This window comes from Paractinoplanes pyxinae (assembly GCF_026626335.1).
Lineage (GTDB): Bacteria > Actinomycetota > Actinomycetes > Mycobacteriales > Micromonosporaceae > Actinoplanes > Actinoplanes pyxinae.
This window is the reverse complement of record NZ_JAPNTZ010000001.1, coordinates 763,563-787,890: the sequence shown is the minus strand read 5'-3', so window position 1 is coordinate 787,890 and position 24,328 is coordinate 763,563. Positions and strand designations below refer to the sequence as shown.

The 24,328-nt window shown below is 70.4% G+C and carries 18 protein-coding genes; 6 read left to right on the top strand and 12 right to left on the bottom strand.

Annotation, left to right across the window (positions count from 1 at the left end):
- The first annotated feature begins 60 nt into the window (after positions 1-60).
- Positions 61-888 carry an amidohydrolase family protein gene (locus OWR29_RS03380; protein WP_267560832.1) on the top strand — a complete coding sequence of 276 codons (828 nt, stop codon included), beginning with the start codon at positions 61-63 and terminating at the stop codon, positions 886-888.
- Here OWR29_RS03380 and OWR29_RS03375 read toward each other — a convergent pair.
- Both OWR29_RS03375 and OWR29_RS03370 read right to left on the bottom strand, forming a co-directional pair.
- On the bottom strand, positions 855-1,436 hold the full coding sequence (locus OWR29_RS03375) for an SMI1/KNR4 family protein (protein WP_267560831.1): 582 nt from the start codon (positions 1,434-1,436) through the stop codon (positions 855-857). The two genes, OWR29_RS03380 and OWR29_RS03375, sit on opposite strands and share 34 nt — an antisense overlap.
- 215 nt (positions 1,437-1,651) lie before the next feature.
- A complete protein-coding gene (locus OWR29_RS03370; RefSeq protein ID WP_267560829.1) occupies positions 1,652-2,386 on the bottom strand; it encodes an alpha/beta fold hydrolase in 735 nt (244 codons plus the stop codon).
- Between the two features lie 174 nt (positions 2,387-2,560).
- On the opposite strand from OWR29_RS03370, the gene OWR29_RS03365 reads away from it, so the two are divergent.
- On the top strand, positions 2,561-4,171 hold the full coding sequence (locus OWR29_RS03365; protein WP_267560828.1) for an FAD-dependent oxidoreductase: 1,611 nt from the start codon (positions 2,561-2,563) through the stop codon (positions 4,169-4,171).
- A gap of 253 nt (positions 4,172-4,424) precedes the next feature.
- Here OWR29_RS03365 and OWR29_RS03360 read toward each other — a convergent pair whose 3' ends face one another.
- Complete coding sequence (locus OWR29_RS03360) at positions 4,425-6,152, bottom strand: AfsR/SARP family transcriptional regulator (protein WP_267560827.1); 1,728 nt, start codon at positions 6,150-6,152, stop codon at positions 4,425-4,427.
- 133 nt (positions 6,153-6,285) lie between these two features.
- Here OWR29_RS03360 and OWR29_RS03355 point away from each other — a divergent pair, with 133 nt between their 5' ends.
- On the top strand, positions 6,286-9,000 hold the full coding sequence (locus tag OWR29_RS03355) for an ATP-binding protein (RefSeq protein ID WP_267560826.1): 2,715 nt from the start codon (positions 6,286-6,288) through the stop codon (positions 8,998-9,000).
- On the opposite strand, the gene OWR29_RS03350 is transcribed toward OWR29_RS03355, so the two are convergent.
- Together OWR29_RS03350 and OWR29_RS03345 are read right to left on the bottom strand one after the other, a co-directional pair.
- Positions 8,945-11,575: an FAD-dependent oxidoreductase gene (locus OWR29_RS03350; RefSeq protein ID WP_267560825.1), complete on the bottom strand. Its 2,631-nt coding sequence runs from the start codon at positions 11,573-11,575 to the stop codon at positions 8,945-8,947. The two genes, OWR29_RS03355 and OWR29_RS03350, sit on opposite strands and share 56 nt — an antisense overlap.
- Before the next feature lie 76 nt (positions 11,576-11,651).
- The gene (locus OWR29_RS03345) at positions 11,652-12,989 is read right to left on the bottom strand and encodes a vanadium-dependent haloperoxidase (RefSeq protein WP_267560824.1); all 1,338 of its coding nucleotides are present in this window, start codon (positions 12,987-12,989) and stop codon (positions 11,652-11,654) included.
- A 237-nt stretch (positions 12,990-13,226) separates the two neighbouring features.
- Between OWR29_RS03345 and OWR29_RS03340 the strand changes: the two genes are divergently transcribed.
- Together OWR29_RS03340 and OWR29_RS03335 are read left to right on the top strand one after the other, a co-directional pair.
- Positions 13,227-14,828 carry a M28 family metallopeptidase gene (locus OWR29_RS03340; protein ID WP_267560823.1) on the top strand — a complete coding sequence of 534 codons (1,602 nt, stop codon included), beginning with the start codon at positions 13,227-13,229 and terminating at the stop codon, positions 14,826-14,828.
- 106 nt (positions 14,829-14,934) lie between these two features.
- Positions 14,935-15,396 (top strand): hypothetical protein, encoded by a 462-nt coding sequence (locus OWR29_RS03335; protein WP_267560822.1) that lies wholly within the window; start codon positions 14,935-14,937, stop codon positions 15,394-15,396.
- Positions 15,397-15,710: 314 nt separating this feature from the next.
- Here OWR29_RS03335 and OWR29_RS03330 read toward each other — a convergent pair whose 3' ends face one another.
- Genes OWR29_RS03330 through OWR29_RS03305 form a run of 6 tightly spaced genes read right to left on the bottom strand, consistent with a single transcriptional unit; the run spans position 15,711 to position 22,768 of the window.
- The gene (locus tag OWR29_RS03330; RefSeq protein WP_267560821.1) at positions 15,711-16,904 is read right to left on the bottom strand and encodes a glycosyltransferase; all 1,194 of its coding nucleotides are present in this window, start codon (positions 16,902-16,904) and stop codon (positions 15,711-15,713) included.
- On the bottom strand, positions 16,867-18,432 hold the full coding sequence (locus tag OWR29_RS03325; protein WP_267560820.1) for a glycoside hydrolase family 13 protein: 1,566 nt from the start codon (positions 18,430-18,432) through the stop codon (positions 16,867-16,869). Before OWR29_RS03325 ends, OWR29_RS03330 begins: the two co-directional genes overlap by 38 nt.
- A complete protein-coding gene (locus OWR29_RS03320) occupies positions 18,429-19,655 on the bottom strand; it encodes an ABC transporter ATP-binding protein (RefSeq protein WP_267560819.1) in 1,227 nt (408 codons plus the stop codon). The genes OWR29_RS03325 and OWR29_RS03320 overlap by 4 nt, the downstream gene beginning before the upstream one ends.
- A gap of 25 nt (positions 19,656-19,680) precedes the next feature.
- The gene (locus OWR29_RS03315; RefSeq protein ID WP_267560818.1) at positions 19,681-20,511 is read right to left on the bottom strand and encodes a carbohydrate ABC transporter permease; all 831 of its coding nucleotides are present in this window, start codon (positions 20,509-20,511) and stop codon (positions 19,681-19,683) included.
- Positions 20,508-21,461, bottom strand: a complete 954-nt coding sequence (locus OWR29_RS03310) for a carbohydrate ABC transporter permease (RefSeq protein WP_267560817.1) — start codon at positions 21,459-21,461, stop codon at positions 20,508-20,510. Before OWR29_RS03310 ends, OWR29_RS03315 begins: the two co-directional genes overlap by 4 nt.
- A gap of 8 nt (positions 21,462-21,469) precedes the next feature.
- Complete coding sequence (locus OWR29_RS03305) at positions 21,470-22,768, bottom strand: extracellular solute-binding protein (protein ID WP_267560816.1); 1,299 nt, start codon at positions 22,766-22,768, stop codon at positions 21,470-21,472.
- Between the two features lie 139 nt (positions 22,769-22,907).
- Between OWR29_RS03305 and OWR29_RS03300 the strand changes: the two genes are divergently transcribed.
- On the top strand, positions 22,908-23,924 hold the full coding sequence (locus OWR29_RS03300; RefSeq protein WP_267560815.1) for a LacI family DNA-binding transcriptional regulator: 1,017 nt from the start codon (positions 22,908-22,910) through the stop codon (positions 23,922-23,924).
- Here the strand turns inward: OWR29_RS03300 and OWR29_RS03295 are convergent, their stop codons facing one another.
- Positions 23,925-24,320, bottom strand: a complete 396-nt coding sequence (locus OWR29_RS03295; RefSeq protein WP_267560814.1) for a hypothetical protein — start codon at positions 24,318-24,320, stop codon at positions 23,925-23,927.
- Between the last annotated feature and the right edge of the window lie 8 nt (positions 24,321-24,328).

Genomic DNA, 24,328 nt, shown 5'->3' with positions numbered 1-24,328 from the left:
GGTAAACACGATTCTCAGCGCCTGCCGTGCCCCGCGTCACCCCGCCGAAGGGATGCTCACGTGATCATCGACGCGCACCACCATCTGTGGACGGCCGACTACTCCTGGCTGCGGGAGCCGTCCCTGGCCCGGATCCGGCGCGACTACACGGTCGACGACCTGCGGGCCGCCCTCCGCGGGACGGGCGTCGACCGTACGGTATTGGTCGAGGCCGGCCGCGGCGATCTGGCCGAGACGCGCGAGTTCCTGCGGATCGCCGAGCGGACACCGGAGATCGCCGGCGTGGTCGGCTGGGCCTCGCTCACCGACCCGGATCTGGCCGCCACCCTCGCCGAGCTCCGCAGTCCGCTGCTGGTCGGCGTGCGCGACCAGGTGCAGGCGTACGCCGACGACCACCTCGACCGCCTGGACGTCCGGGCCGGGCTGGCCACGGTCGCCGCCGCCGGCTTGGTCAACGAATTAGTCGTACGCCCATCGCAGTTGCCGTCCGTGGCCCGGGCCGCAGCCGCACTGCCGGCCGCCACGTTCGTCCTCGACCACCTGGGTAAACCGCCCATCGCGGCCGGCGGCTTCCACGAATGGCGGGAACTAATCACCCCGGTCGCCGCGCAACCCAACCTGGTGGCCAAACTCTCCGGCCTGGTCACGGAAGCCGACTGGACCCGCTGGACGGCTGAAGACCTACGCCCGTACGTGGAAACCGCACTTGACTTGTTCGGCCCCCACCGCCTCATGTTCGGCTCGGACTGGCCGGTGCTCGAGGTCGCGGCCACCTACGCCGAGGTCATGGCCGCGATCACCGCCCTGCTCGGCGGCACACCGAGCGACGTATTCAGCACCACCGCCATCAACACCTACGGGCTGGCCGGTGAGGCGAGCTGGGGATAGGGCGCGAAGCATCGCTCCATGGCCGACAACAGATTGTCGGGGAAGATCGGCACGACTAGCTCACCCGTCACCACGGCGCGCAGGAACGCGGCCAGCCCGCCGGGAAACTCGAACCATTCCTCGGTCTCCGAGTCGCTGACGACAATGGTCCACGCCTCCGGATCGGCGTTCTCCGTCCGCCAGAACAGATAGTTTCCGTTGTCGCTGACGCCGCAGAGCAGAAGTTTGTCGAGCTCGTACGGCCACTCGTATTCGTCTTCCAGATCCCGCAGCGTCCGCAGGACTTCAGCGTTCATCGTGTCGAGGCGGGCCGTCGCCACCTCGGCTTCCGGCAGATAGACCGACAGGAATCCGGCGAAGCGCCCCGACTCGTAAGTCGCGACGATCTCACGGTAATCGCTCGGCAGGGGCTGGCCCGTGCGCAGTTCGAAGGCCCGCCAGTCGAAGTCCGATCGACTGCCCGCTGGAGGAGAGCAGACATCGATCAAGTCAGGTACGGACAACTCGGGCCCCTTTTCACTGTGCGCTGCCGGGAACAAAGTTGCCATGCGCGGTGACCCGGCAGCCGGCCGGTGCGCTGTGTGCGTAGCAGTGTGCGCTGTCTGCTGAAGACAAGCGCTTACCCGGTGTCTCAGACTGTCTGGCGACGGGTCGCCAACGGGGGCACGAGAGCGGACCGTTCTTGTGGGTGACGCCGTGGACAGAGCAGCCGCCGGGCGGGGCGGCTGCTCTGTCTTCTTGATAACAACCGACGACGCTGCGGTCAGCGGACGGTCTCGCGGGCCGCCTTTTCGATGAAGGCCACGGTCCGGCGCGGCTGGGACACGAAGACCAGGTGTGAGGCACCCTCGACGACCTCGGTCTTCGCGTTGGCGCGGGTGGCCATGAACTTCTGCGCGGCGGGCGGGATGATCTTGTCGGCGCCGCTGATCAGGTTGTAGTTGCGGATCGTGTGCCAGGCCTGCGGGCCCTGCGCGGGCTCGCCGAGGGCGGCGCCGGTGGCCGGGCGTTGCGCGACGGCCAGCAGCGCGGCCTCCTTGCTGGGCACGTCGGCCGCGAAGTTCGAGTGGTAGACCTTCGGATCGATGTACAGGTCGACCTGGCCGCCGGGCAGCGGCACCGGCTTCAGCGACTCGCCGACCGTGCTGCCGGGGAACTTGCCGGCCAGTTGCTCCGCGCTCTCGCCGGTCTCGGGCACGAACGCAGCCAGATAGACCAGTGCTTTCACATTCGAGTTGCCGGTCGCCGCGGTGGAGATAACTGCGCCACCGTACGAGTGACCGACCAGCACGATCGGGCCGGTGATGCTGTCGAGCAGGGCCCGAACCTGCACGGCGTCGGAGCTGAGCCCGCGCAGCGGGTTGGGCGCGGCCAGCACCGGATAGCCGTCGGCCAGCAGCCGCCGGGTGACCTCGTTGAAGCCGCTGCTGTCGGCGAACGCACCGTGCACGAGCACGATAGTGGGCTTCTTGGCCGGGTGGGCGTCGGCCGCGGTCATGGCGAACATCGTCAAGCCGGCCGCCGCCACGACCGCCGTAGCTGTAGCGAATACGGTTCTGGAACGGTTACGCACTTCTGTCCCCCTCGTCAGATCTTGAGGGCCGAGGCTAGGAACAGGCCGTGGACGAGGACTGGATCACAACTGGAGTGGTGACTCCGGTCGATCCATCGCATGTCCACTGCACCCGAGCAGACTGCGGCCATGCCCCTGCCGAGCGGACCGCTTCTCACCGACGAGCAGTTCCGCCGCCTGGCCGCGTACGGTGCGGCCGAGCACGTCGAGGCCGGCCGCGACCTGTACGCAACGGGCGACCGTTCGTACGACTTCTTCCTGCTCACCACGGCCGCCGTGGACATCGTGCGGGACGCCACGGTGCTCGAGCCGGAACGGCTGATCTACCGCGCCGGACCGGGCGACTTCCTCGGTGAGCTCAATCTGCTGACCGGCCAGCACGTCTACTTGACGGCCCGGGTGGTCTCGGCCGGAACGGTCGTGCGGATCGGCGCGGCGGCGGTGCGCCGCGTGATCGCCGAGCAGGTGGACCTGGGCGACGTGTTGATGGAGGCCTTCCGCGTACGGCGTGACGTCATCGCCGAGGCGGCCGGGAGCGCACTGGAAATCGTCGGCCGGGCCGACGCGGCGGCCTCACTCGCCTTGCGGACGTACGTGAACCAGTTGCTCCTGCCGCACTCATGGCTGGAAGCGGATACAACATCCGGTCGCGCCGTGATGCTGGCCGCCGCGCTGGACGAGGACGACCTGCCGGCCGCGATCATCCGGGGCTCGGCCCTGCGGTCAGCCACACCCGGAACGGTCGCGCAGGCCCTCGGGCTCACCTACCGTCCCGGCGAAGGATCGGCCGACGTCGTCGTGGTGGGCGCGGGCCCGGCCGGGCTGGCCGCGGCCGTCTACGCCGCGTCGGAGGGGTTATCCACAGTGCTGCTGGATCGTCAGGGTCTAGGTGGCCAAGCCGCAAAGAGCGCCCGCATCGAGAACTACCTCGGCTTTCCCCAGGGCGTCAGCGGCGAGCATTTGACGCGCCTAGCCATGATCCAGGCCCTCAAGTTCGGCGTACGGATCCACTCCCCCTGCGTGGTCGCGGGGCTCGACCCGGCCGGCCCGGCCGTGCTGCTGGCGGACGGCACACGCATCGAGTCCCGGGCGGTCATCGCGGCCACCGGCGCCCACTACCGCCGCCTGGACGTGCCCGAGTGGGACCGCTTCGAGAACGGAGGGTGTATCCGCTACGCCGCCACCGAACTGGATGTGCGGGGCTACGAGAACCGGCCCGTCGCCGTGGTCGGAGGCGCCAACTCAAGCGGCCAGGCCGCCCTGTCGCTGGTAGCCCACGGCGCGACGGTAGACCTGATAGTCCGGGCCGCCGACCTACGTTCCGGCATGTCGTCCTACCTGGCCGACCGAATCCAGGCGGACCCCAGGATCCGCCTGCACACCGGCTCAACGGTGCGCGAGCTGGACGGCCCCGAGCTACTCGACTCGATCGTGATCGAACGCACTACAGGCGACAAGCAACGCCTCGACTGCGCGGCCCTGTTCTGCTTCATAGGCGCCACCCCCGTATCCGACTGGCTCACCGGAGTAGCCCGAGACCCCAACGGCTTCGTCCTGACCGACGCCCAACCCCTCCCCTACCAAACCAGCACCCCCCGAGTCTTCGCCGTAGGCGACCTACGCTCCGGCTCCACCAAACGAGTAGCCACAGCCGTAGGCGAAGGCGCCGCCGCCGTCTCCTCAGTCCACGCAGCCCTGACCAACACCTGAACCGCCTTTCCCACACGCAGACCCCTTGCACGCCCGGGCCCGCTCGACTGCTGGTGGGCTAACGGCCGTCGCAGCCAGCCGAGTGCACGTTCGCTCACCTTCGCGCACACCCCATCCCACAACCGCCAGCAAATGGGCGTTCGCTCACCCTTGCGCAGCCCCCCGACCAAAACCGCCAGCGGAATGCACGTTCGCTCAACTATGCGCATTCCCAGCCGTCAGCGAATGCGCGTTCGCTCGGCTGCGCACACCCTCAGATGTCGGCGCGCGAATGAGCCTCGGTCGAGTCCAGCGACAGGCCCGGGCTGGCGCACAGGCGAGCAGCAAGTGCGGCCAACGCCATCGGCAAACGCCCCTGCAGCTCGACTACGCGATCGAGAGCGTCGTCATCGGCGTGGATGTGTGCGGGCAGCCGGGCGCGGAACAGGTCGCGGGCTTCCGGCAGATCCGGGCGGTCGAGGTGGACGAGGGACGCGCCGGCGGAAGCGGCCAGGTCAATTAAGGGTTCGCGGCTGAGGGTCAGGACGAGGCTTCCGGGTGCGCTCGGCACCAACGCGTGCGCCTGCGTCGCGTCGTGAATGTTGTCCAGGACGACCAGGAGCCGTGAGGTGGCCGTCAGGCTGCGGTAGGCGCCGGTCATCGCTTCGAAAGTGGTGGGGATATCCGTTTTCCGGATGCCCAGCGCGTACAGGAAGGCACGCAGACCCTCGGTCACGCCGCAGCGCAGGTCGAGGTGGAGCTGGCCGTCGGGGAAGTCGCCGGCCGTCCGGCGCGCGAAGTGGGTGACCAGCGTCGACTTGCCCACGCCGGCCTCGCCGTGCACCGCGATCACCGTCGGGCCGCCGTCGTGCAGGTCGCCGGCCAGTTCGGCTAGCCGGTCCAGTTCGGTCTTGCGGCCGGTGAACAACGGTTGATCCGGCGGCAGCTGCGCCAGTGGGATCACCGGACCGACGGTGAGCAGCCGGCTCAGGCGATCGTTTTCGTACAGCGATGCAGGCGGAAGCTGCGCGAGCGACCGAGCCGGGCGGTCGGCGCTGAGTGGCGCGGACGGCGGAAGCTGCGCGAGCGGGCCGACCGGGCGGTCGGCACCAAGCGGCGTGGATGACACGAACTGCGCAAGCGAGCCGACCGGGCGGTCGGCAATGCGCGGTGAGGACGGCGGAAGCTGCGCGAGCGGGATCCCGGCCGGAGTTGGGCGGGCGGTGGGTAGCGGGGCGGCGGCCTGAGTGAGCACTCGCTGTTGGGCCTCGCGTAACTCGCGGCCGGGGTCGATGCCCAGTTCGTCGGCCAGGCGGGTGCAGATGCCGCGGTGGACGGCCAGTGACTCGGCCTGGTAGCCGGCGGCGGCCAACGTGGTGACCAGGGCGGCATGGATGGGCTCGTTCAGGCGGTCCATCTCGGCGGCCAGGCGCAGTGACGGCAGGACTTCCATGGGGCGTCGCACCAGCACGGCTATCTCGGCCGCGTCGGTGGCGGCGGCTACGAACTCGTTGTCGATGGCGGCGAACGTGGCCGTGGCGGCCGGGCTGTCGGAGAGGGCGTCGCCGGTGGGGCCGTGGACCAGGCGCAGCGCCTCGGCGTAGCGGTCGAGGGCTTCGACCGGGCCGTTGCCTGCGGCGCCGGCCCTGGCCGCGGCGACCAGACGGCGGAACAGGGCCAGGTCGAGGGTTGCCGGGCCGGCCACGAAGCGGTAGCCGATGCGGTGGCGCTGCAGGTAGGCGCCGGTGGATCTCGGCGGGAGGCCCGGCTCCAGCAGCCGGCGCAGCGAACCCACGTACTTGTGAATGTTGTTGACCGCGCTCGGCGGCGGCTCGGTTCCCCACAGCAGGTTGACCAAGTCGTTGATGCTGACCGGGCGGCCTTCCCGCACCAGCAGCAGGGCCAGCAGGCACCGCTGCTGGCGGGGGCCGGCGTCCAGTTCGGTGTCGTCCCGCCACACGCGCAGCGGACCCATCACGGTCAGGCGCAGTCGCGAAGTCATGAGCCGATCCCACCAAGCCGGGCCCGCCCGGACATCACACAAGTTGACGCTGTTGAAGACCGGCAGCACTTGCCGCAGGTGAAGGCGTACGGCCGGTTCTGGACGGCCTCTTGATCGGCTACCGTGGGGCCCGATGACGAGGACGGCGTGGCCGCTGCGGGGGCGGGACTCGGAGCGCGAAGCCCTGCGCGACCGCGTACACCAGCTGAGCGCCGGCACCGGCGGGCTCGTCGCCGTCGAGGGCGCCGCCGGCAGCGGCAAGAGCCGGCTGCTGGCCGAGGCCGTCGCTTTCGGCCGCGAACGCAACTTCTTGGTTCTGTACGCCGCCGGGCAGGCCGCCTCGGCCGGTGTCCCGCTGTGGCTCCTGCTGGAGGCGCTGACCGACACGGCCCGGCCACCAGTCGACCTGGCCGCGCTGCGGGAGGCGACCGAGCCGTTCTGGCTCATCCAGACCGTGCACGAGGGACTGGAACGCGCGGCCCTCGAGGCACCCGTGATGATCGTCCTCGACGACCTGCACTGGGCCGATCCGGCCACGGTCAACGCGCTTCGGTCGCTGACCCGGCGGCTGGCCGCCGATCCCGTCCTGTGGGTGCTGGCGTCGCGGCCCGGCGGCCCGCAGATCGCCGACGAAGCGATTTCCTTACGAGGCCTGGAATCTGACGCGGTGGCCGAGATCGCGGAGGACGTGCTCGGCGGCCGCCCGGACGAACGGCTCGCCGCCATGCTGGCCGGGGCGCAGGGGCGGCCGCTGTTGCTGCTCGACTTCCTGCACGGTCTGCGCGACGAGCGGGCCGTGCGGGTGACCAGCGGGGTGGCCTCGCTACGGTCCGATCGGCCGCCGTTGCGATTCGCCGAGTCGATCCGCCGGCACGTCCGGCAGCTGTCGCCCGACGCCCGGCTGGCCGTCGAGATGGCGTCCGTCCTGGGCCGTACGTTCACCGCCGAGCAGCTCGCGCGGATGCTCGACCGCACCCCGGCTGCCCTGCTCGTCCCCCTCCGCGAGGTGCTTGAGACCGAGCTGATCGTCGAGGACGGCGACCGCTTCGCATTCCGGCACGACCTGGTGCGCGAGGCGGTCGACTCCGGCCTGCCCGCGCCGCTGCGCCAAGCCTTGCGCCGGCAGGCGATCGACGCCGCCCTGGCCGAGGGGGCGCCCGCGGCCGAGGTGGCGGCGCTTGTGATGGAAACGGCCACCTTCGACGATCGGGACGCGATCGCCCTGCTGCGCCGGGCCGCCACCGAGATCGGGCGGCGTGACCCGGCCACCGCGGCTCGGCTCGGCACGCGGGCGTTCGAGCTGACCCGCCCCGACGATCCGGATCGGGGCCCGCTGCTCACCGAGACCGTCATCCATCTCGTGCTGGCCGGCCGGGCCCCGGAGGCGGCCGAACTCGTCGAGCGCAGCGGTCCGGTGCTCGACCGGGTGGCCACGGCCCGCATCCAGCTGCTGATCGCCGAGGCCATCCTGCCCGCGACGGCCGGACAGGCGGCCGAGATCTGCCGCGAGGCGTTGACCGACGAGGGGCTGCCGGCCGAGCTTCGGGCCCGGCTGCATGCCGTCATCTCGGGTGCGATGGGCATCGTCGGCCGCCCGGATGAGGCCCGGCGCGCGGCCGACGCCGCCATGGCCGAGATCGGCGGTGGCCGGGACTCGGCGGTGCTGGTGGCGAAGGCGGTGGCCGACTTCCAGTCCTGTGACTGGGCCGGCGGCCTGCGCGCGGCCGACGACGCCATCCGGCTGCGCAACGAGACGGCCGGGGTCCGCTCGCTGTCGCTGCCCGACGGGTGGAAGGCGATGATGCTGGACGCGACGGGCCGGATGACCGACGCGTGGCGGCTGGCCGAGGACGGCGCCCGGCTCGCCCAGACCGACGGTCAGCTGGCCAATGCGCGGGTGTGGGCCATGGTGCGGGCCCGGATCCACCTGCGGGGCGGGCGGTTCGACGAGGCGCGGGCCGAGGCCGAGGCCATCCAGGCGATGTCGCACGAACTGGGCACGGTCAGCTATCTCTACACGGCCGCCATGATCCTGGCTGCGGTCGCGATCCACCGCGGCGACCAGGCCGGGATGAAGGCCGCCGACGCGATGGCCGCGCACATGCGAGCGAGCGACGCGCCCACGTGGCAGGGCCGCGGCCAGTGGCTCCAGGCGCTGCTGGCCGAGGCTCGCGGCGCACCGGCCGATGTGGACCCCGCGCCGCAGATGGACGCGGTGTTCGCCGGCTGCGTCCGCGTCATCACGCTGACCGAGCACGCCGAGGTGGCCACGCTCGTACGCCTGCTGTTGCGGGCCGGCAAGCGGGAAAGAGCCGCCGCAGCCGTCGATCGGCTGGCTCAGGAAGCGGATCGGCATCGCGGTGAGCCGGTGGTCGTGGCCGCGTTCATGCACGCGCGCGGCTTGCTGAACGCCGATCCGGAGCTGCTGCGGCAGGCAGCCGAACTGCATGAGGACGACGAACGGTTGCTGTTGCGGGCCCGGGTAACCGAGGACGCCGGGTCGGTGGTGGTGCTCTCCGACCGTACGCGGGGATTGTCGTTGCTCGGATCGGCGCTCGACCAATGGGAAGCGATGGGCGCCGACCGGGATGCCGCACGGGTGCGCGGTGTGTTGCGCGGCCACGGAGTCCGGCGGCGCGCCCCCAACCGTCCCCAGGCGGGGTGGGCCGGGCTCACCGAGTCCGAGACGAAGGTGGCCCGGCTGGTCGCGCAGGGCTGGACCAACCGGGCGATCGCCGACGAGCTCTACCTGTCGCCGCACACGGTCAGCTCGCACCTGCGGCACGCGTTCGTCAAGCTCGGCGTCCGTTCACGATTCGAACTGGCGCACCGGATGACGGCCGGCTGACCGTCAAGTCCGCGGTGGGCAGGGTCTGGCAGGCCAGCCGCCAGCCCGCCGCGAGCTCGTCGGCCGAGAACATGCCGCGAGGGTCGGTTTCGTAGGCGCCGGCGGTGATTCGCACCCGGCACGTTCCGCACGATCCCTCGCCGCACGACTGCGGGAACGGCACACCGGCCGCGTTCGCCGCGTCAAGCAGGGTCTGCCCGGGCGTACCGGTGAAGGTCTGGTCCTCGACGGTGATCGTGTACCCGGTGATGCCGGCCTTCTCGGCGGCGACCGCGAGGGCGTGGGCGCGCTCGCGGCGGGTCTCGGCGCTGCGGCCGGAAACAAAGGCTTCGGTGTGGATAGCGTCGCGCGGAACCGCCAGCTCGGTGAGCCAGCCGATCACGTCCTGCATCATCGGCGCCGGGCCGCACAGGTGCACGCGTGTCACGTCATCGGCGTACGGGCGAAGGGTTTCGAGGTCGATGCGCCCGCGCCGGCCCGTCCAGCCGTCGCCCGGGCGGCTCACGAGGAAGACCACCTCGAGGCCGGGCAGGCGGGCCGGAAGCTGTTCGAGCTCGCGCCGGAACGGGATCTCGTCCTCGGTGCGGCAGCCGGCCAGCAGCACGATGCGGCCGGTGCGGCCCGATTCCGCGGCCTCGGTCAGAACGCTGAGCAGCGGCGTGATCCCGATGCCACCGGCAATCAGCAGCAGCGTGCCCGCGCTCTCCTGCCACGTGAATTCGCCGAACGGTCCGCTGACGCGCAGGGTGTCGCCGGCGGCCACATCGTCATGCAGGAAAGTCGAGCCGAGGCCGTCCGGGTCGCGCTTGACCGCAATCTCGACGTGATCCGTCGTTCCCGGGCCGCTCGAGATGGAATACGAACGCTCGATCGGCTCGACCGCCACGGGAAGGTCGATTTTCAGGTACTGACCGGCGGCGAAGGCGAACGGCAAGGTGTCGCCGGCCATCGGCGCCAACCTGATTTTCCGTACGGTCGGGGTCAGCACTTCGACGTCGGTGACCCGCAGATAGCCCTGCCACACCGCCGCCGAATCACGCACCGGACGGGCCCGGATGGTCCGCCACATAGCGCCCGTCTGGCGTGGGCTCAGCACAGCATTGGCCGCCATGAGCCCGCCCGCGAGCGCTCCCACCACGCCCGAGCCCCAGGCGTCCTGCCCCGCCACGACGAGACCCTTGACTGGCGTACGAGCCCCGGCCACTCCCGACCGCAGGCGTTCCGGGGTTGCCGCGAGCCCGTAGAACGAGCCGCGCACGCTGTGCTGAAAATTCTCGAACGTGAGCGGGGTGGCCAGTTCGGCGAACACGACAGTCCGCGCGAAGCCGGGCCAGCGCTCGTCCAGCCGGGCGATCAGCCGCCGGGTCAGCTCCTCCTTGAGCTTGCGGTACTCCTCGGGCCGATTCTGCTCGTCGGTGCCCTCCCACTGCGCGAAGGCCGCCGGATCGACCAGCTCCAGCAGTTCGACGGTGTGGTGGCGGGCGGCCGGGTTGTTGAGGGACGCGAACGAGACGTACAGGGTGCCGTCGCCCAGCTCGCGCCGGAACCCGTCGTGGCCGTCCAGGTCGGGCATGAACCAGTGGTTCTCGCCGCGCAGTCCGAACGCGGCCGGCGACCGGTCGAGCCCGAGGAACAGCATGACCGCCGACGGCTCGGGCGGCAGCGCGGCCGGCTTGTCCGCCCATTCCGGGCCCAGCAACGCGTACGTGTTCCGGACTCCGGCTGCCGAGACGACGGTTGGCGTGCGCACGCGATAGGTGCGGCCCGACGCCCGATCCTCCACTTCGATTTCCCGTACGCGTCCCCGCTCGGTCACGATCCGGTGCACCTGCTGCCGGGTGCGCACTTCCACGCCGTACCGCGCAAGAATTTCCAGGACGATCCGGTTGAGCTCCTTCGGACCGCCGACCGGATGCGCCGTGCCGTCCAGGAAGAAGGTCGTCGGCACGGCGGCGTGATAGCCGAACGCGTTCGCCCCGGGCGGCGTCCCGTACAGCCCCCACCGAGCCTCCAGCACGGCCCGCAGGCGCGGATCGTTGAAGCTGCGCGCCATCTGCTCGCGCGTGGTGCGGTAGGTCGCCGGGAACAGCCTTTCCACAACCGGATAACCCATCCGGCGCACCGGGGCCGGGAACGACGAGAAGACGTTGCGCGCGGCCAGCCCGGTCATGGCTCGCCGTACGGTCGCGAAGTACCGGTCGATGGCCGCGGCTTCGTGCGGGAACTGCTCCTTGAGGCGGGCCTGAAACTTCTCGCGGGTGGCCGGCACGGAGAAGTCGAAGTCCGGGAAGTGCAGCACGTCGTAGTCGTCGGGCAGCGGCCACAGCTGCACCCGCCCGTCGGTCATGAACTCGAGGAACGGCCCCGCGTTGCCGCTCATGTAGTGCAGACCGGTGCCGAACTTGAACCGCCCCTCGCGCGAGAACTCGTGCGTCATCCCACCCGGCGTGTAGTGCTGCTCGAGGACCAGCACCCGCTTCCCACCGAACTGGGCGAGCATCCGCGCCGCGGCCATCCCACCCATGCCCGACCCGATGACAACGACGTCAGTTTCCTCGTACGCGTTCTCGCTCACCGCCACAAGCTAGAGCGGACCAACTGGACTGTTACTGGATCGCCCGGCCGGGGCTCGGCCGGGCGATCAGCTCACCTCAGCTCAGCCGGGCGAACACCTGGCCGGCCACCGCGTCACCCGAGGACAGGCCGAAATCGGCGTCCCACTGGTAGTGCACGCCGAGGTAGACACGGCTGCGCGCGTTCTCCTGGGCCGCGGACGAGAACGACGTGTACGTGCGGTACTCCTGCTCGTTGGGATCGACGCTGTCGACCCGGAAAGTGACGTTGTCGGTGCCGAAGTAGCGCCGCATGACCCCGCCCCACGAGCCGGCCAGCGTGGCGTGCCCCGAGGTGTAGGCCGGGAAGGGCGGCGAGAACCGGACGCCGCTGCGGTTCACCGACAGCGGTTGCCAGGCCGGGTCGGCCACGGTGGCCGGGTTGCCGTCGGTGCCGGCCAGGCGGATCGCCGATTCCGGGCGCCACAGGTCGATCGGCGTCCGGTACTTGGCGTCCCACGAGACGATGGTGGCGTCGGCCATGGCCAGGCTGACCAGGGTGTAGAGCCGGGCCGCCTGGAACGACTCCAGATTGTGGTCGAAGGCCAGGATCGACGTGTGGCGCAGCAACTGGCCCGGCGGCTTGTAGGTGCCGGCCACGTCGTTGGCCCAGAAGAACGCGATCTTCGTCTGCTCGGCGGTGCGGGTGGTGGAGTTGACCGCGCCGAGCGACTTCACCTCGTTGACCTGGGCCGCGTACTCGGGGCTGGCCAGCAACGCGGGCAGCGAGCTGAACCCGCCGGGCAGCGGCGGCCGGAACTGGGTGTTCGAGGTCAGGGTCCACGGCGTGACCCCGCCCCAGTTGGGCGTCGCGGGAGCGCCGGATCCGGTCTGCCGCCATTGGCCGGGCTCGGTGCCTTCGACGTACGGGGTGTTGTTGTCGGAGCCGTCATTGGCCCGCGCAGCCAGGATGCGCTGGGCCGCCGTGACGCCGACCGAGGTGCTGAAGCCCTCCGGCCCCGGGTTCCCGACGGGCTTGTACTTGGCCGCCTCGGCGTAGAACGCGGTGAAGTCGACGGTCGGGAAGATCTGCGGCAACACGGTCCGGGCGGCCGCGTCGATGTTGGACACCACGTCGTAGTTGAAGTGCGGCTCCTTCGGCACCCGGCCCAGGTACGGGGTCGAGTTCCCGGCCAGCGAGACCACTGTGTCGTAGATGGCCGCGTTCAGGATGGCGGCCCGGCGGGTCAGCGGGCCCGGGGCGAGGTCGGTGCGGCTGAAGGCGTACCGCAGGGCCTCGTTCCACAGGATGACGTGGTCGGTGCCGGCCGGGATGGCCGCGGCCGGCCCGGGATTCGCCAGCACCGCAGCCGAGCCCCCGGTGGCGGCCGCCAGGCCGAGCGCGAGCGAGTTTCGCAGGACAGAACGTCTCTTCACAGGATCCCCCGTGTGTGGATGCACGGGACCCCGGCCACGCCTGTCGGCAGCCGAACCCCCGTGCGGCTGACCCCGATTCTTCGCATGCAGTGCCATCGACGTCAATGGATGCCGTTGCCGGCCGGCGACCGGACGGCGGAAACGGATGTCCGTGTGACGGGTTCCGTGCGGACGGTGACGGATCTAGGTTGCTGGATATTCACCGACCACCGTTCACAAGGGGGAGAACACATCGTGGTGTCTCGATCGACATGGAAACGGGTGGGGGCGGCGGCCGCGGCAGCGGTGCTGCTGGGCGGCCTCGTCGCCGCCGGACCGGCTCAGGCCTCGTCCGGAAATAACTCGGTCAAGGACGTGACCAAGGCGGTCACGCTGGCCGGAGTGCTGCGGCACCTGGTCGCTTTCCAGGCCATTGCCAAACTCAGTGGAGATACGCGGGCGTCGGGCACGCCCGGCTACAAGCGCAGCGCCGACTACGTGTCGACGCTGATGCGAGCGGCCGGCTACAAGGTCACCCGGCAGCCGTTCACTTTCAATTTCTGTACGGAGAACGGGTCGTCGTTCGCGCAGACCGCACCGACGCCGACCACCTACGTCGACCAGACCGACTACGACGTCCTCGACTGCTCGGGGTCAGGCACGGCGACCGGCACGGTTGTTCCGGTCGACCTGCAGCTCACCACCCCCAACACCAGCACGTCGGGCTGCGAGGCGGCCGACTTCGTCAACGTGACCGGCCGGATCGCATTGCTGCAGCGCGGCGGGTGCCCGTTCGGTCAGAAGGCGGCCAACGCCGAGGCGGCCGGCGCGATCGGCGTCGTCATCATGAACCAGGGCGACACCACCGCCCCGGACCGCCAGGAACTGTTCCTCGGCACCCTGGGCTCCCCGGTCGGCATCCCGGCCATCGGCATCTCGTACCCGCAGGGTGTGGCCTTCGCCGGCACGGCCGGGTTGACCCTCACGATCACCACCGACACCGTGGCCGACGTGCGCGAGACCGAGAACGTGATCGCCGAGTCGCGCTACGGCAACCCGGACGAGGTCGTCATGTCCGGCGCCCACCTCGACTCGGTGCCGGAGGGCCCGGGCATCAACGACAACGGCACGGGCAGCGCCGGCATCCTCGAGACGGCCCTGCAGATGCGCAACCAGAAGACCACCAACAAGCTGCGATTCGCCTGGTGGGGTGCCGAGGAGGCCAACCTGGTCGGCTCGACGTTCTACGTGAACAGCCTGACCGAGGAGGAGCACGCGAAGATCGCGCTCTACCTCAACTTCGACATGATCGGCTCGCCCAACTACACGTTCGGCGTGTACGACGGCGACGACTCGGCCGCCACCGGCGCCGGGCCCGGGCCGGCCGGATCGGCCCAGATCGAGGCCGTCTTCCAGAAGTTCTTCGCCGGCCGCGGCCAGGCCACGGCGGCGTCCGACTTCACCGGCCGTTCCGACTACGGCCCGTTCATCGGCACCGGCATCCCGGCCGGCGGCCTGTTCACCGGGGCCGAGGTCGAGAAGACCGCGGACGACGTGACCAAGTGGGGCGGCGTCGCCGGCGCGGCCTACGACCCCTGCTACCACCAGGCCTGCGACAGCTTCACCCCTGAGCGGGACGGCGCCGACAAGGCGCTGTACGCCCAGCTCCGGAAGGCCTACAAGAACAAGCTGGTCGGCAACATCAACACGTTCGCCCTGGACACCAACGCCGACGCGATCGCCACCGCGGTGGCCACGTTCGCGAAGGACACGTCGTCGATCCCGCCCCGCCCGGCGGCGATCGCGGCGGCCCGGGCCGCAGCCCCCACCCAGAACACCCACGGTGACTGGCTGAACTAAAAAGAGGTGGCCCGCGGCTCCTGGGCGGGCGGCTCGTTGAGAAGAATGGGGTGGCCGGCATCTCGATGCCGGCCACACTCTTGACCCGATGACGGAGAATGGACCGATGATCGCGAGGCGGATCGGCACCCTGGTGGCCACCCTGCTGGCCGTGGCCGGCGCCGGGGCCTGCGGAAACGCGGCCACGACAGACCCGCGGCGCAACGAGCAGGCCGCCATCGCGCCCGCTCCGGCGGCCGAGGTGCGCGCCCCGGCGCGTGAGGTCCAGGCCGCGGCCCCGGCGGCCGTCGGGGTCCGCAACGTGCCTTCGGCCTTCCGCCTGCCGCCGGGCAGCCGGGTCACCGCGCTGGCCGACGGCGAGTCCGGGGCCTCGTTCACGCTCACCGCCCCCGGCCCGGAGGCGGTGCTGTCGTTCTACCGGCGCGAGCTGCAGCGGGCCGCCTTCACGATCGTTGCCGACCACGCCGAGCCCGGCGCCACCAGCCTGTCGTTCCGCGACGCCGACGGCTGGGCCGGTACGATCTACGCCACCGCCCAGCGCGCCACCGTCGCGGTCCGCCGCGCGTAGCGTTCAACAAGACAGACGCCACCGCCCAGCGCACCACCGTCGCGGTCGCGCGTAGCGTTTACCAACGCAGCGGACCAGGAGCAAGCACGGCGGCCCCACGTCCATGGGTCCAGGCCGATGCGGCACTCGGGGTGGTCCAGCACGAGCCCGCCTTGGGCGAGTCAGCGCCTGAAGGCTCGTTCATGTTGACTGGATCAATATTGACGTCAACATTGACGCCGATACACACGTACACACTTCGCGTTCGTGGCTGAGGTTTGGCTCCCGGCCACCGACCGACATCCCGCCGCGTCAATTGGCAAGGTTGAGCATCTTCACGTCGGCGGCGGGGGTGCCGACCTTCGTGGCTGCGCCGAAGCCGGAGTCGGGGCCGCTTCGAGCCGGGCCGCCGCCGCCAGCACGAGTTCGGCGCCGTCCTCGGCACCGATGCGGCGGGCGAGCTCCGTCGCGCGGTCGCGGTAGGACGGCTGATCGAGGCACGCGCGCAGGGCTTGGGCCAGGGCGTCGGCGGTCAGCTCGGTCATCGGCAGGGAGCGCGGCGCCACACCCAGGTCGACCAGGCGGCCGGCCCAGAAAGGCTGATCGACCAGCACGGGAACAGGGACGGCCGGCACTCCCGCCCGCAAGCCGGCGGCCGCGGTGCCGGCTCCGGCGTGGTGCACCACCGCAGCCGTACGAGGGAACAGCCACTCGTGCGGGAGGTCGCCGACCACCAGGATGTCGTCGCCGGCCGGGCCCAGCTCGGCCCAGCCGGCCTGCACCACGGCACGCACCCCGGCCCGGGTGACCGCGGCCGACACGATGTCTTGCAGCTGCTCCTGCGAGGGGGTCATGCTGCCGAACCCGATGAACACCGGCGGCGGCCCGGACTGCAGGAAGTCCGCGAGCTGATCCGGCGGTTGCCAGGCTTCCGAGCGGTACGGCCACCAGTAGCCGGTGATGTGGACGTTGTCCGGCCAGTCCGGTGGCCGCGGAACCACGGCCGGGCTGAAGCCGTGGAACACAGGCCACCCGGCGGCCCTCGGCTCGGCCAGACTCAGCCGGCGCAGCACAGGCGCGTAAAGGGCGGCCGACCGGTCGACCACGTCCCGCGTCACCGGCCAGCCGGAATCGTTCGCCGGGACACCGGGTGCGAGGTACACCCCAGCACTGGGCAGGCCGGCGCTGTTCGCCACGGCCCGGCTCAGCGGAGCCGGGCCGAAAGCGGTGAGCACGAGGTCGGTCCCGGCGGCCACAGCGGCCACGATCCCGTCCCCCAACTTGTGAAGAAACTCGGCGAAGACCGCTTGCGCCTCGGACGGGCTGGGCGCTGCCGTCCGCGCCCGCACCAGCTCGACCGGGTCGCCCGGCAGCGTCCGATGCTCCAGCCCGGCCGACAGCACCAGATCGGCGAACCGGTCGTGCGCGGCCAGAGCGACCGAATGCCCGGCCTCGAGCAATCGCCGCCCCAGCCCGGTGAACGGGGCTACGTCACCCCGCGAGCCCGCCGTCACGATCAGAATGCGCATACCAGGCCGCGCTCCCTCCCGGCAGCACCTCGCCGGATGCTCGCGGGTCGCTGTGCAGCACCAGCGAGGCGGACCGTGCCTCGTCAAGGACGGGATCAGGCACGGGGGCGGCGTCGTCGCCCACATTCACTATGCACAGGAACCCCGGCCCGCGGCGGAAGGCCAGCATGTCGCCGGTGGTCGGTATCCACGTGAGGCCGGCGTCCGGGAGGTCGCGGCGCCGAGCCAGGGCGGCGCGGTACAGGTTGAGGATCGAGCCGGGATCGGTGGTCTGGCGCTCGACCGTCAGCGACTTCCAGGCGGCCGGCTGCGGCAACCACGTGGCCTCCCCCGGCCCGAAACCCAGCGACGGCGAGGCATCCGACCACGGCAGCGGCACCCGGCAGCCGTCACGCCCCAGTTCTGCGCCCCCGCTTCGGTGAAACACGGGGTCACGTCGTACGGCGTCGGGAAGGTCTTCGACCTCGGGCAGGCCCAGTTCCTCACCCTGGTACAGATAGGCGCTTCCGGGCAGCGCGAGCATCAGCAGGGCGGCGGCGCGGGCCCGGCGCAGACCGAGCTCACCACCGCCGTACCGGGTGACGTGCCGGACCACGTCGTGGTTGGAGAGCACCCATGTCGGCGGCGCCCCGACCCGTTCGAGCGCCCGCATGCTGTCGTCGACCGCCTGGCGCAGGGCCGGCGCCGAGAAATCGGCCGTGAGGAAGGCGAAGTTGAACGCCGTGTGCAGCTCGTCCGGCCGCAGATAGAGCGCGAGCCGATCGACCGTCTGCACCCAGATCTCGCCGACGAACACGCGGTCGCCCGGATAGCCGTCCAGCACCCGCCGCCAGCCCCGATAGACGTCGTGCACCTCGTCGACGTCCCAGTGCGGGTGGCTCGCCTGGCCGGCGTCCACGTCACGCATCTGCGGATCCTTGGCCAGCCCGTGGGCCACGTCGATGCGGAAGCCGTCCACTCCGCGATCGAGCCAGAACCGCAGGATCGAGTGGAATTCCTCGCGTACGTCGGTGGTGGTCCAGTCCAGATCCGGTTGCTCCGGGGCGAACAGGTGCAGGTACCACTGGCCGTCCGGCACCCGCGTCCAGGCCCGGCCGCCGAAGTTGCTCATCCAGTTGTTGGGCGGCTCGTCCCCGCGGCCGTCGCGGAACAGGTACCGGCCGCGCTCGGGACTGCCGGGCGCGGCGGCCAGCGCCTCGCGGAACCAGGGATGCTCGGACGAGGTGTGGTTGGGAACGAGGTCGATGATGACGCGCAGGCCCAGCGCGTGGGCGTCGCGCAGCAGCGCGTCGGCGTCGGCCAGGGTGCCGAAGCGGGGGTCGACATCGCGGTAGTCGGCCACGTCGTAGCCGTTGTCGGCCTGCGGGGACGGATAGAACGGGTTGAGCCAGACGGCGTCCACGCCGAGGTCGCGCAGGTACGGCAGGCGGGACCGGACACCCTGCAGGTCCCCGATCCCGTCGCCGTCGGAGTCGGCGAAGCTCCACACGTACACCTGGTAGATCACCGCGTGGCGCCACCAGCTCATCGCGTCGTCCGTTCCCGGAGCTCCTCTTCCTCCAGGTGGGCCAGGTCGGCCGCGGCGTCCTCGTCGCGGGTCAGGTTCTCGCCCGTACGCGGGTCGAACAGGTGCATCCGGCTGGTGTCGGCCCAGAACTCGGCCTCCTGGTTCTCGCGGAGCCGGCTCATCGCGTCGATCGAGATGATGAGCTGCGTCCGCAGGGCCTCGCTGTCGAGTTCGGCCGCCAGTTCGGCCAGCTGCCGGGTGACCTCTTCATTGGCCTCGAACGGGATGTACGCGTACTGGGAATCACCCAGCCATTCCGTCACGTCGACCTTGGCCCGGAACAGCGCGCCCCGCTCCCGTTTGGCCGGGTCGAGCAGGCGGGCGTCCTCGAAGTGGTCGGGCCGCATGCCGGCGATCAGCAGCTGCCCGTCGGTGACCTTCCCGGCCGCCTTGGCCGGCAGGTCGACCTCGAGGAACGGCAGCTGCAGGCGCTGCCCGGCCACCACCGCCGGCAGGAAGTTCATGGGCGGCGAGCCGATGAACCCGGCCACGAACATGTTGACCGGCTGCTCGTACAGCTCGCGGGGCGAGGCCACCTGCTGCAGGAAGCCCCGCCGCAGCACGGCCACCCGGTCGCCCAGGGTCATCGCCTCGGTCTGGTCGTGGGTGACGTACACCGTGGTCGTGCCCAGCCGGCGTTGCATGCGCGAGATTTCCGTACGCATCTGCCCGCGCAGTTTGGCGTCGAGGTTGGACAGAGGCTCGTCGAACAGGAACGCGTTGACCTGCCGGACGATGGCCCGGCCCATCGCGACCCGCTGCCGCTGCCCGCCGGAGAGGTTGGCCGGCTTGCGCTCGAGGTGCTCGTTGAGCTCGAGCATGTCCGCCGCCTCCTTCACCCGGCGCCGGATCTCGTCCTCGCTGACCTTCTTGTTCAGCCGCAACGGGAAGGCGATGTTCTCGAACACCGTCAGGTGCGGGTAGAGCGCGTAGTTCTGGAACACCATGGACAGGTTGCGGTCGCGCGGCGCTTTCTCGTTGACCCGGTCGCCGCCGATCACCATGTCGCCCGAGGTGATGTCCTCGAGCCCGACGATCATGCGGAGCAGGGTCGACTTGCCGCAGCCGGACGGCCCGACCAGGATCATGAACTCGCCGTCGGCGATGTCCAGGCTGATGTCGTTGACCGCCTTGAAGCCGTCGCCGTACTCCTTGACGATGTTGCGCATCTCGATGGCTGCCATGCCGGGGTTCCTCTCCGAGAGATGACTAGCCTTTGACGGCGCCGTTGGTGAGACCGGCGACGATCTTGCGTTGGAAGAGCAGCACGAGGATGACCACCGGGATCGTGACGACCACGGCGGCGGCCGCGATGGGCGCGGTCGGTTGCGAGAACTGCGAGGCGCCCTGGAAGAAGGCGAGCGCGGCGGGCACCGGGCGGGCCGCCTCGCTCGAGGTGAGCGTGATGCCGAAGACGAAGTCGTTCCAGACGGCGAAGAAGGTGAGGATCGCCGCCGTGAAGACGCCCGGGGTGGCCAGCGGGACGATGACCCGCCGGAAGGCCTGCCACGACGTCGCCCCGTCGACCTGGGCCGCCTGCTCCATCTCCCACGGGATCTCGCGGAAGAACGCGGCGAGGACGTACACGGCCAAGGGCAAGGAGTACGACAGGTACGGGATGATCAGGCCCAGCCACGTGTCGTAGAGCCCGATCGTGCGCCACAGGTTGAACAGCGGCGTGGCGATCGCGATGACCGGGAACACCGTGATGGCCAGGGCCACGCCCAGAACCAGGCGCTTGCCCGGGAAATCGAGACGGGAGATGGCGTACGCGGCCAGGGTGGCCAGGATGACCGAGATGGTCGTGGCGATCAGCGCCATGCCGACCGAGTTGCGCAACGCCGTGGTGAACAGGTCGCTGGCGAACACCGTGCGGTAGTTCTCCCAGCTCCACGTCGTCGGCAGGAACGACTTGTTGGTGATGTCGTCGCCCTCCTTGAACGAGAGCGAGACGATCCACAGCACCGGAATGATGGCGTAGGCGATGATCAGGATCGCGCCGACGATCCAGTACACCTGTGTGCGGCGGCTGACCTTCACTTCCGCTCCCCCCTCTGCTGGGACAGGTCGGTCTTGAAGACCTTCACGAACATCACCGCGATGAGGACGACCAGGATGGCCAGGATGACGCTGACCGCGGAGCCGAGACCGACCATCACCCGGCTGATCGTCTGCCGGTAGGCCAGGAACGACAGGGTCTCGGTGCCCTGGGCGCCGGCCGTCATGATGAAGACGCTGTCGAAGATGCGGAACGCGTCGAGCGTGCGGAACAGCAGCGCCACCATGATGGCGGCCTTCATGTTGGGCAGGATCACCCGCTTGACCCGCTGCCAGGCGGTGGCCCCGTCGACCTTGGCCGCCTCGAGGTAGTCGTCGGGGATCTGGGCCAGGCCGGCCAGCAGCAGCAACGACATGAACGGCGTGGTCTTCCAGATCTCGGCCACGCAGACGGTGACCAGCGCCGACCACGTGCCGCCGAACCAGTCGAACTCGCCCAGCCCGAACAGCCCGTTCACGAACCCGTACGTGTTGCTGAACGCGTAGGCCCAGGCGTAGGCCGAGACGACCGTGATGATGCCGTACGGGACAAGAATTGCCGTACGCAGGGCAGTGCGCAGATAGAGGGCGCGGTGCATGACCATGGCCAGCCCGAAGCCCAGCACCAGTTCCGCCGCCACGGTCACCACCGTGATCAGCGAGGTGACGCCGAACTGCTGCCAGAACAGCCCGTCGGTCAGGATCGTGAAGTAGTTGCCGAGCCCGACGAAGTTCCGCCCCTCGGGGTCGGTCAGCCGGTAGTCGAACATCGACAGCCAGATGGCGTTGAGGATGGGATATCCGGTCACCGCCACCATGGCGATGAACGCGGGCCCGGCCAGTAGCCAGCCCAGGTTCCGCTCGTGCCGGGCGCGGTCGGTGAGCCGGACCCGGCGCTGCGACCGGGTCTCGGACGAGGTTCTCGGTGGTGCGGCGGAAGTTGTCGTGCTCATGGCCGCTCCTAGATCAGTCTCTTGTTGGACAGGACGTCCTCGAGCAGGTCGTTGGCCTCCCGCGGGGTGGAGCCGGGTGAGAGCGAGTCCGGCGGGTGGAACGCGGTCTGGATCGAGCCGGTGACGTCGCCGTAGTACGGGCTGACCGGCCGGGGCGTGGCCGCGTCGAGGCCGGTGCGGATCTCGTCGGCCATCGGGAACATCTCGCGGATCTCGGGGTCGTCGAACACCGAAGCGAGCGCGGCCGGGTTGCCCGCGGTCTTCATGAAGTCCTTCTGGCTCTGCTCGTTGGCCAGGCACCGGATGGCCTGCACGGCCAGGTCCTGCTTGCGGCTGAACGAGCTGATGGACAGGCCCAGGCCGCCGGACGGGGAAGCGCTCTCGGTGCCGGTCTCGACGCGCGGATAGGCGGCCCAGCCGACGTCGTCCTTGAAGTTGGCCGGCAGGGTGCCCTCCTCGATGGCCGAGTCGAAGGCGGCCCAGACGTACGGCCAATTGACCATGAAGCCGCCGGTGCCCGCCTGGAACGCGGCCCGCGAGTCCTCCTCACCGGCCGTGCTGAACCCGGCCGGGGCGGCCGGCGAGACGGCGAGCTCGTGCATGATGCGGGCCGCCTCGGCGCCGGCCGGCGTGTTCAGGCCGCCCTTGACCTCGTTGGCCGGCAGGTTCTCGGAGCCGGCCTGCAGGATCGACCCGCCGGCCGACGAGACCAGCGCGTTCACCCAGACCATGAGGCTTTCGTTGCGGCGGCCCTGCGCGGCCACGGTGACACCGGCCTGGGTCGCGCCCTTGATGAGCTGATCCCACGTGACCGGGCCGGCCGACGGGTCGACACCGGCCTTCTGCAGCACCGATTTGCGGTACCAGAGCAGCTGCGTGTTGCCGTAGAGCGGCGCCGAGTAGAGCGTGTCGCGGAAGGTGGACTGCTTGAGCGGGCCGTCGAGGATGCCGTCGGAGAACTCCTGCCGTTCGGCGTCGGTGAACGCGCGCAGGAAGCCGGCGTTGGCGAACTCCGCCATGAACGGCGGGTCGACGCTGACGATGTCCATCGAGCGGTCCTCGGCGGCCAGCCGGCGCAGCAGCTGCTCGCGGCCGCCGGCTGCGGTGTTGGGCAGCCGCTGGATGTTGAAGGCGTAGGCGCCGCCGGACTCGGCCGAGCAGCGCGTGGCCACGTCCTCCTGAGCGGCGTCGGCGATGTAGTAGGTCAATGTGTTCGACCCGTCGTCGCCGCCGCACCCGGCGAGGACCGAGGCGAACACGACGAGGGCGGAGCCGGCCGCCCAGCGGCGTGGCTTGTGCTGAAGCACGGTTGCCGTCCCTTCTGTGGATGGGCTTGGAACCGTTTGCGGATTTCAGCGTCAATGTGATCTGCGTCTCTCGTCAAGAGTCACAATGTGCACGCTCTGCGTGATCGGAAACGCTTCCAACGATTGCTACGCTCACCTCGTGCCACCGCACACGAGGGTCAACATGGCCGATGTGGCGCGCCGGGCCGGCGTGTCGATGGCGACCGCCTCCCGGGCCCTGAGCAACCATCCGCACGTCGCCGCCGAGACCCGGGCCCGCGTGCTGGCCGCGGCCGAGCAGCTGTCCTATGTGATCTCGCCCGAGGCGTCACGCCTGGCCGGGGGCGCCACCGATCGGGTCGCCGTGGTGGTGCCGCACATCGCCCGGTGGTTCTTCGCGACCCTGCTCGAAGGCCTCGAGTCGGTGCTGCGGGAGGCCGACCTCGACGTGCTGCTCTACCACGTGGGCGACGAGGCCGACCGGCGCGACTTCTTCCAGCGGCTGCCGGCCCGGCGCAAGGTCGACGCCGTGGTCGTGCTGGGCATGCCGGTGCGCGACGGCGAACGGGCCCGGCTCGAGCTCATGGGCGTGCACATCGTGGCGGCCGGCGGTCAGGTCGAGAATTATCCGTACGTCTCCATCGACGACGCCGCGGCCGGGCGCCAGGCCGTCGACCACCTGATCTTCCTGGGGCACCGCCGGATCGGCATGATCGCCGCCGTCGACCCGGCCGAGCCCGGCTGGCCGGCCAACCCCGGCCGCACCCGGGCGTACGAGCAGGCGCTGGCCGACGCCGGCCTGCCCGCCGACCCGGCCCTGGCGGTGACCGTGCCCTGGGGCGGGCTGCCCGGCGCCGACGCGATGTCCCGGCTGCTGGGCCTGCGGGAGCCGCCGACCGCCGTCTACGCGCACTCCGACGAGGTGGCCTTCGGCGCGATCCGCACGCTGCGCCGGGCCGGCCTGCGCATCCCCGGGGACATGTCGATCGTGGGCATCGACGACCACCCGATGGCCGAGCTGGCCGAGCTCACCACGGTGGCCCAGCCCGTCCGTGACCAGGGCGTGCTGGCCGGCCGGGTGGTGCTGGCCCTGCTCGCGGGCGAGCCGACGGCGGGCGGGGTCACCGTCCCCACCCGCCTGGTCATCCGCGGCTCGACCGCCCCGCCCCGCCGCTGACTACAGGTTGTTGATGCGGGCCAGCAGCTCGGCCTCGGTCAGGTTCTCCAGCTCCGCGTCCTGCTTGCGGCCCAGGACGGCGATCAGCTTCTCCTTCTCCAGCTTCTTGGCCGCCGCCGCCTTGGCCGCCTGGTCCTCCGCGAGGCGGTAGGCGATGACGTGCTTCACGACCTCGAGCTTGGCCTCCCAGGTCGCCTTGGCCGGATCGGCCTCGGTGGCCACGAACGACTCGGTGCCGACGGCCTTGAGCTCGGCGTTGACGGCCTTGGCCACGTCGTCGAGGCTGAAGCCGGACTTGGCCGTCAGCGGGAGCTCCCACAGCTGCTCGGTGGTCAGCAGGCCCTTGGCCGACGGGTAACGAAACTTCTCCCGCGTGGCCTTCTCAAAAACGGTCACGATGCCTC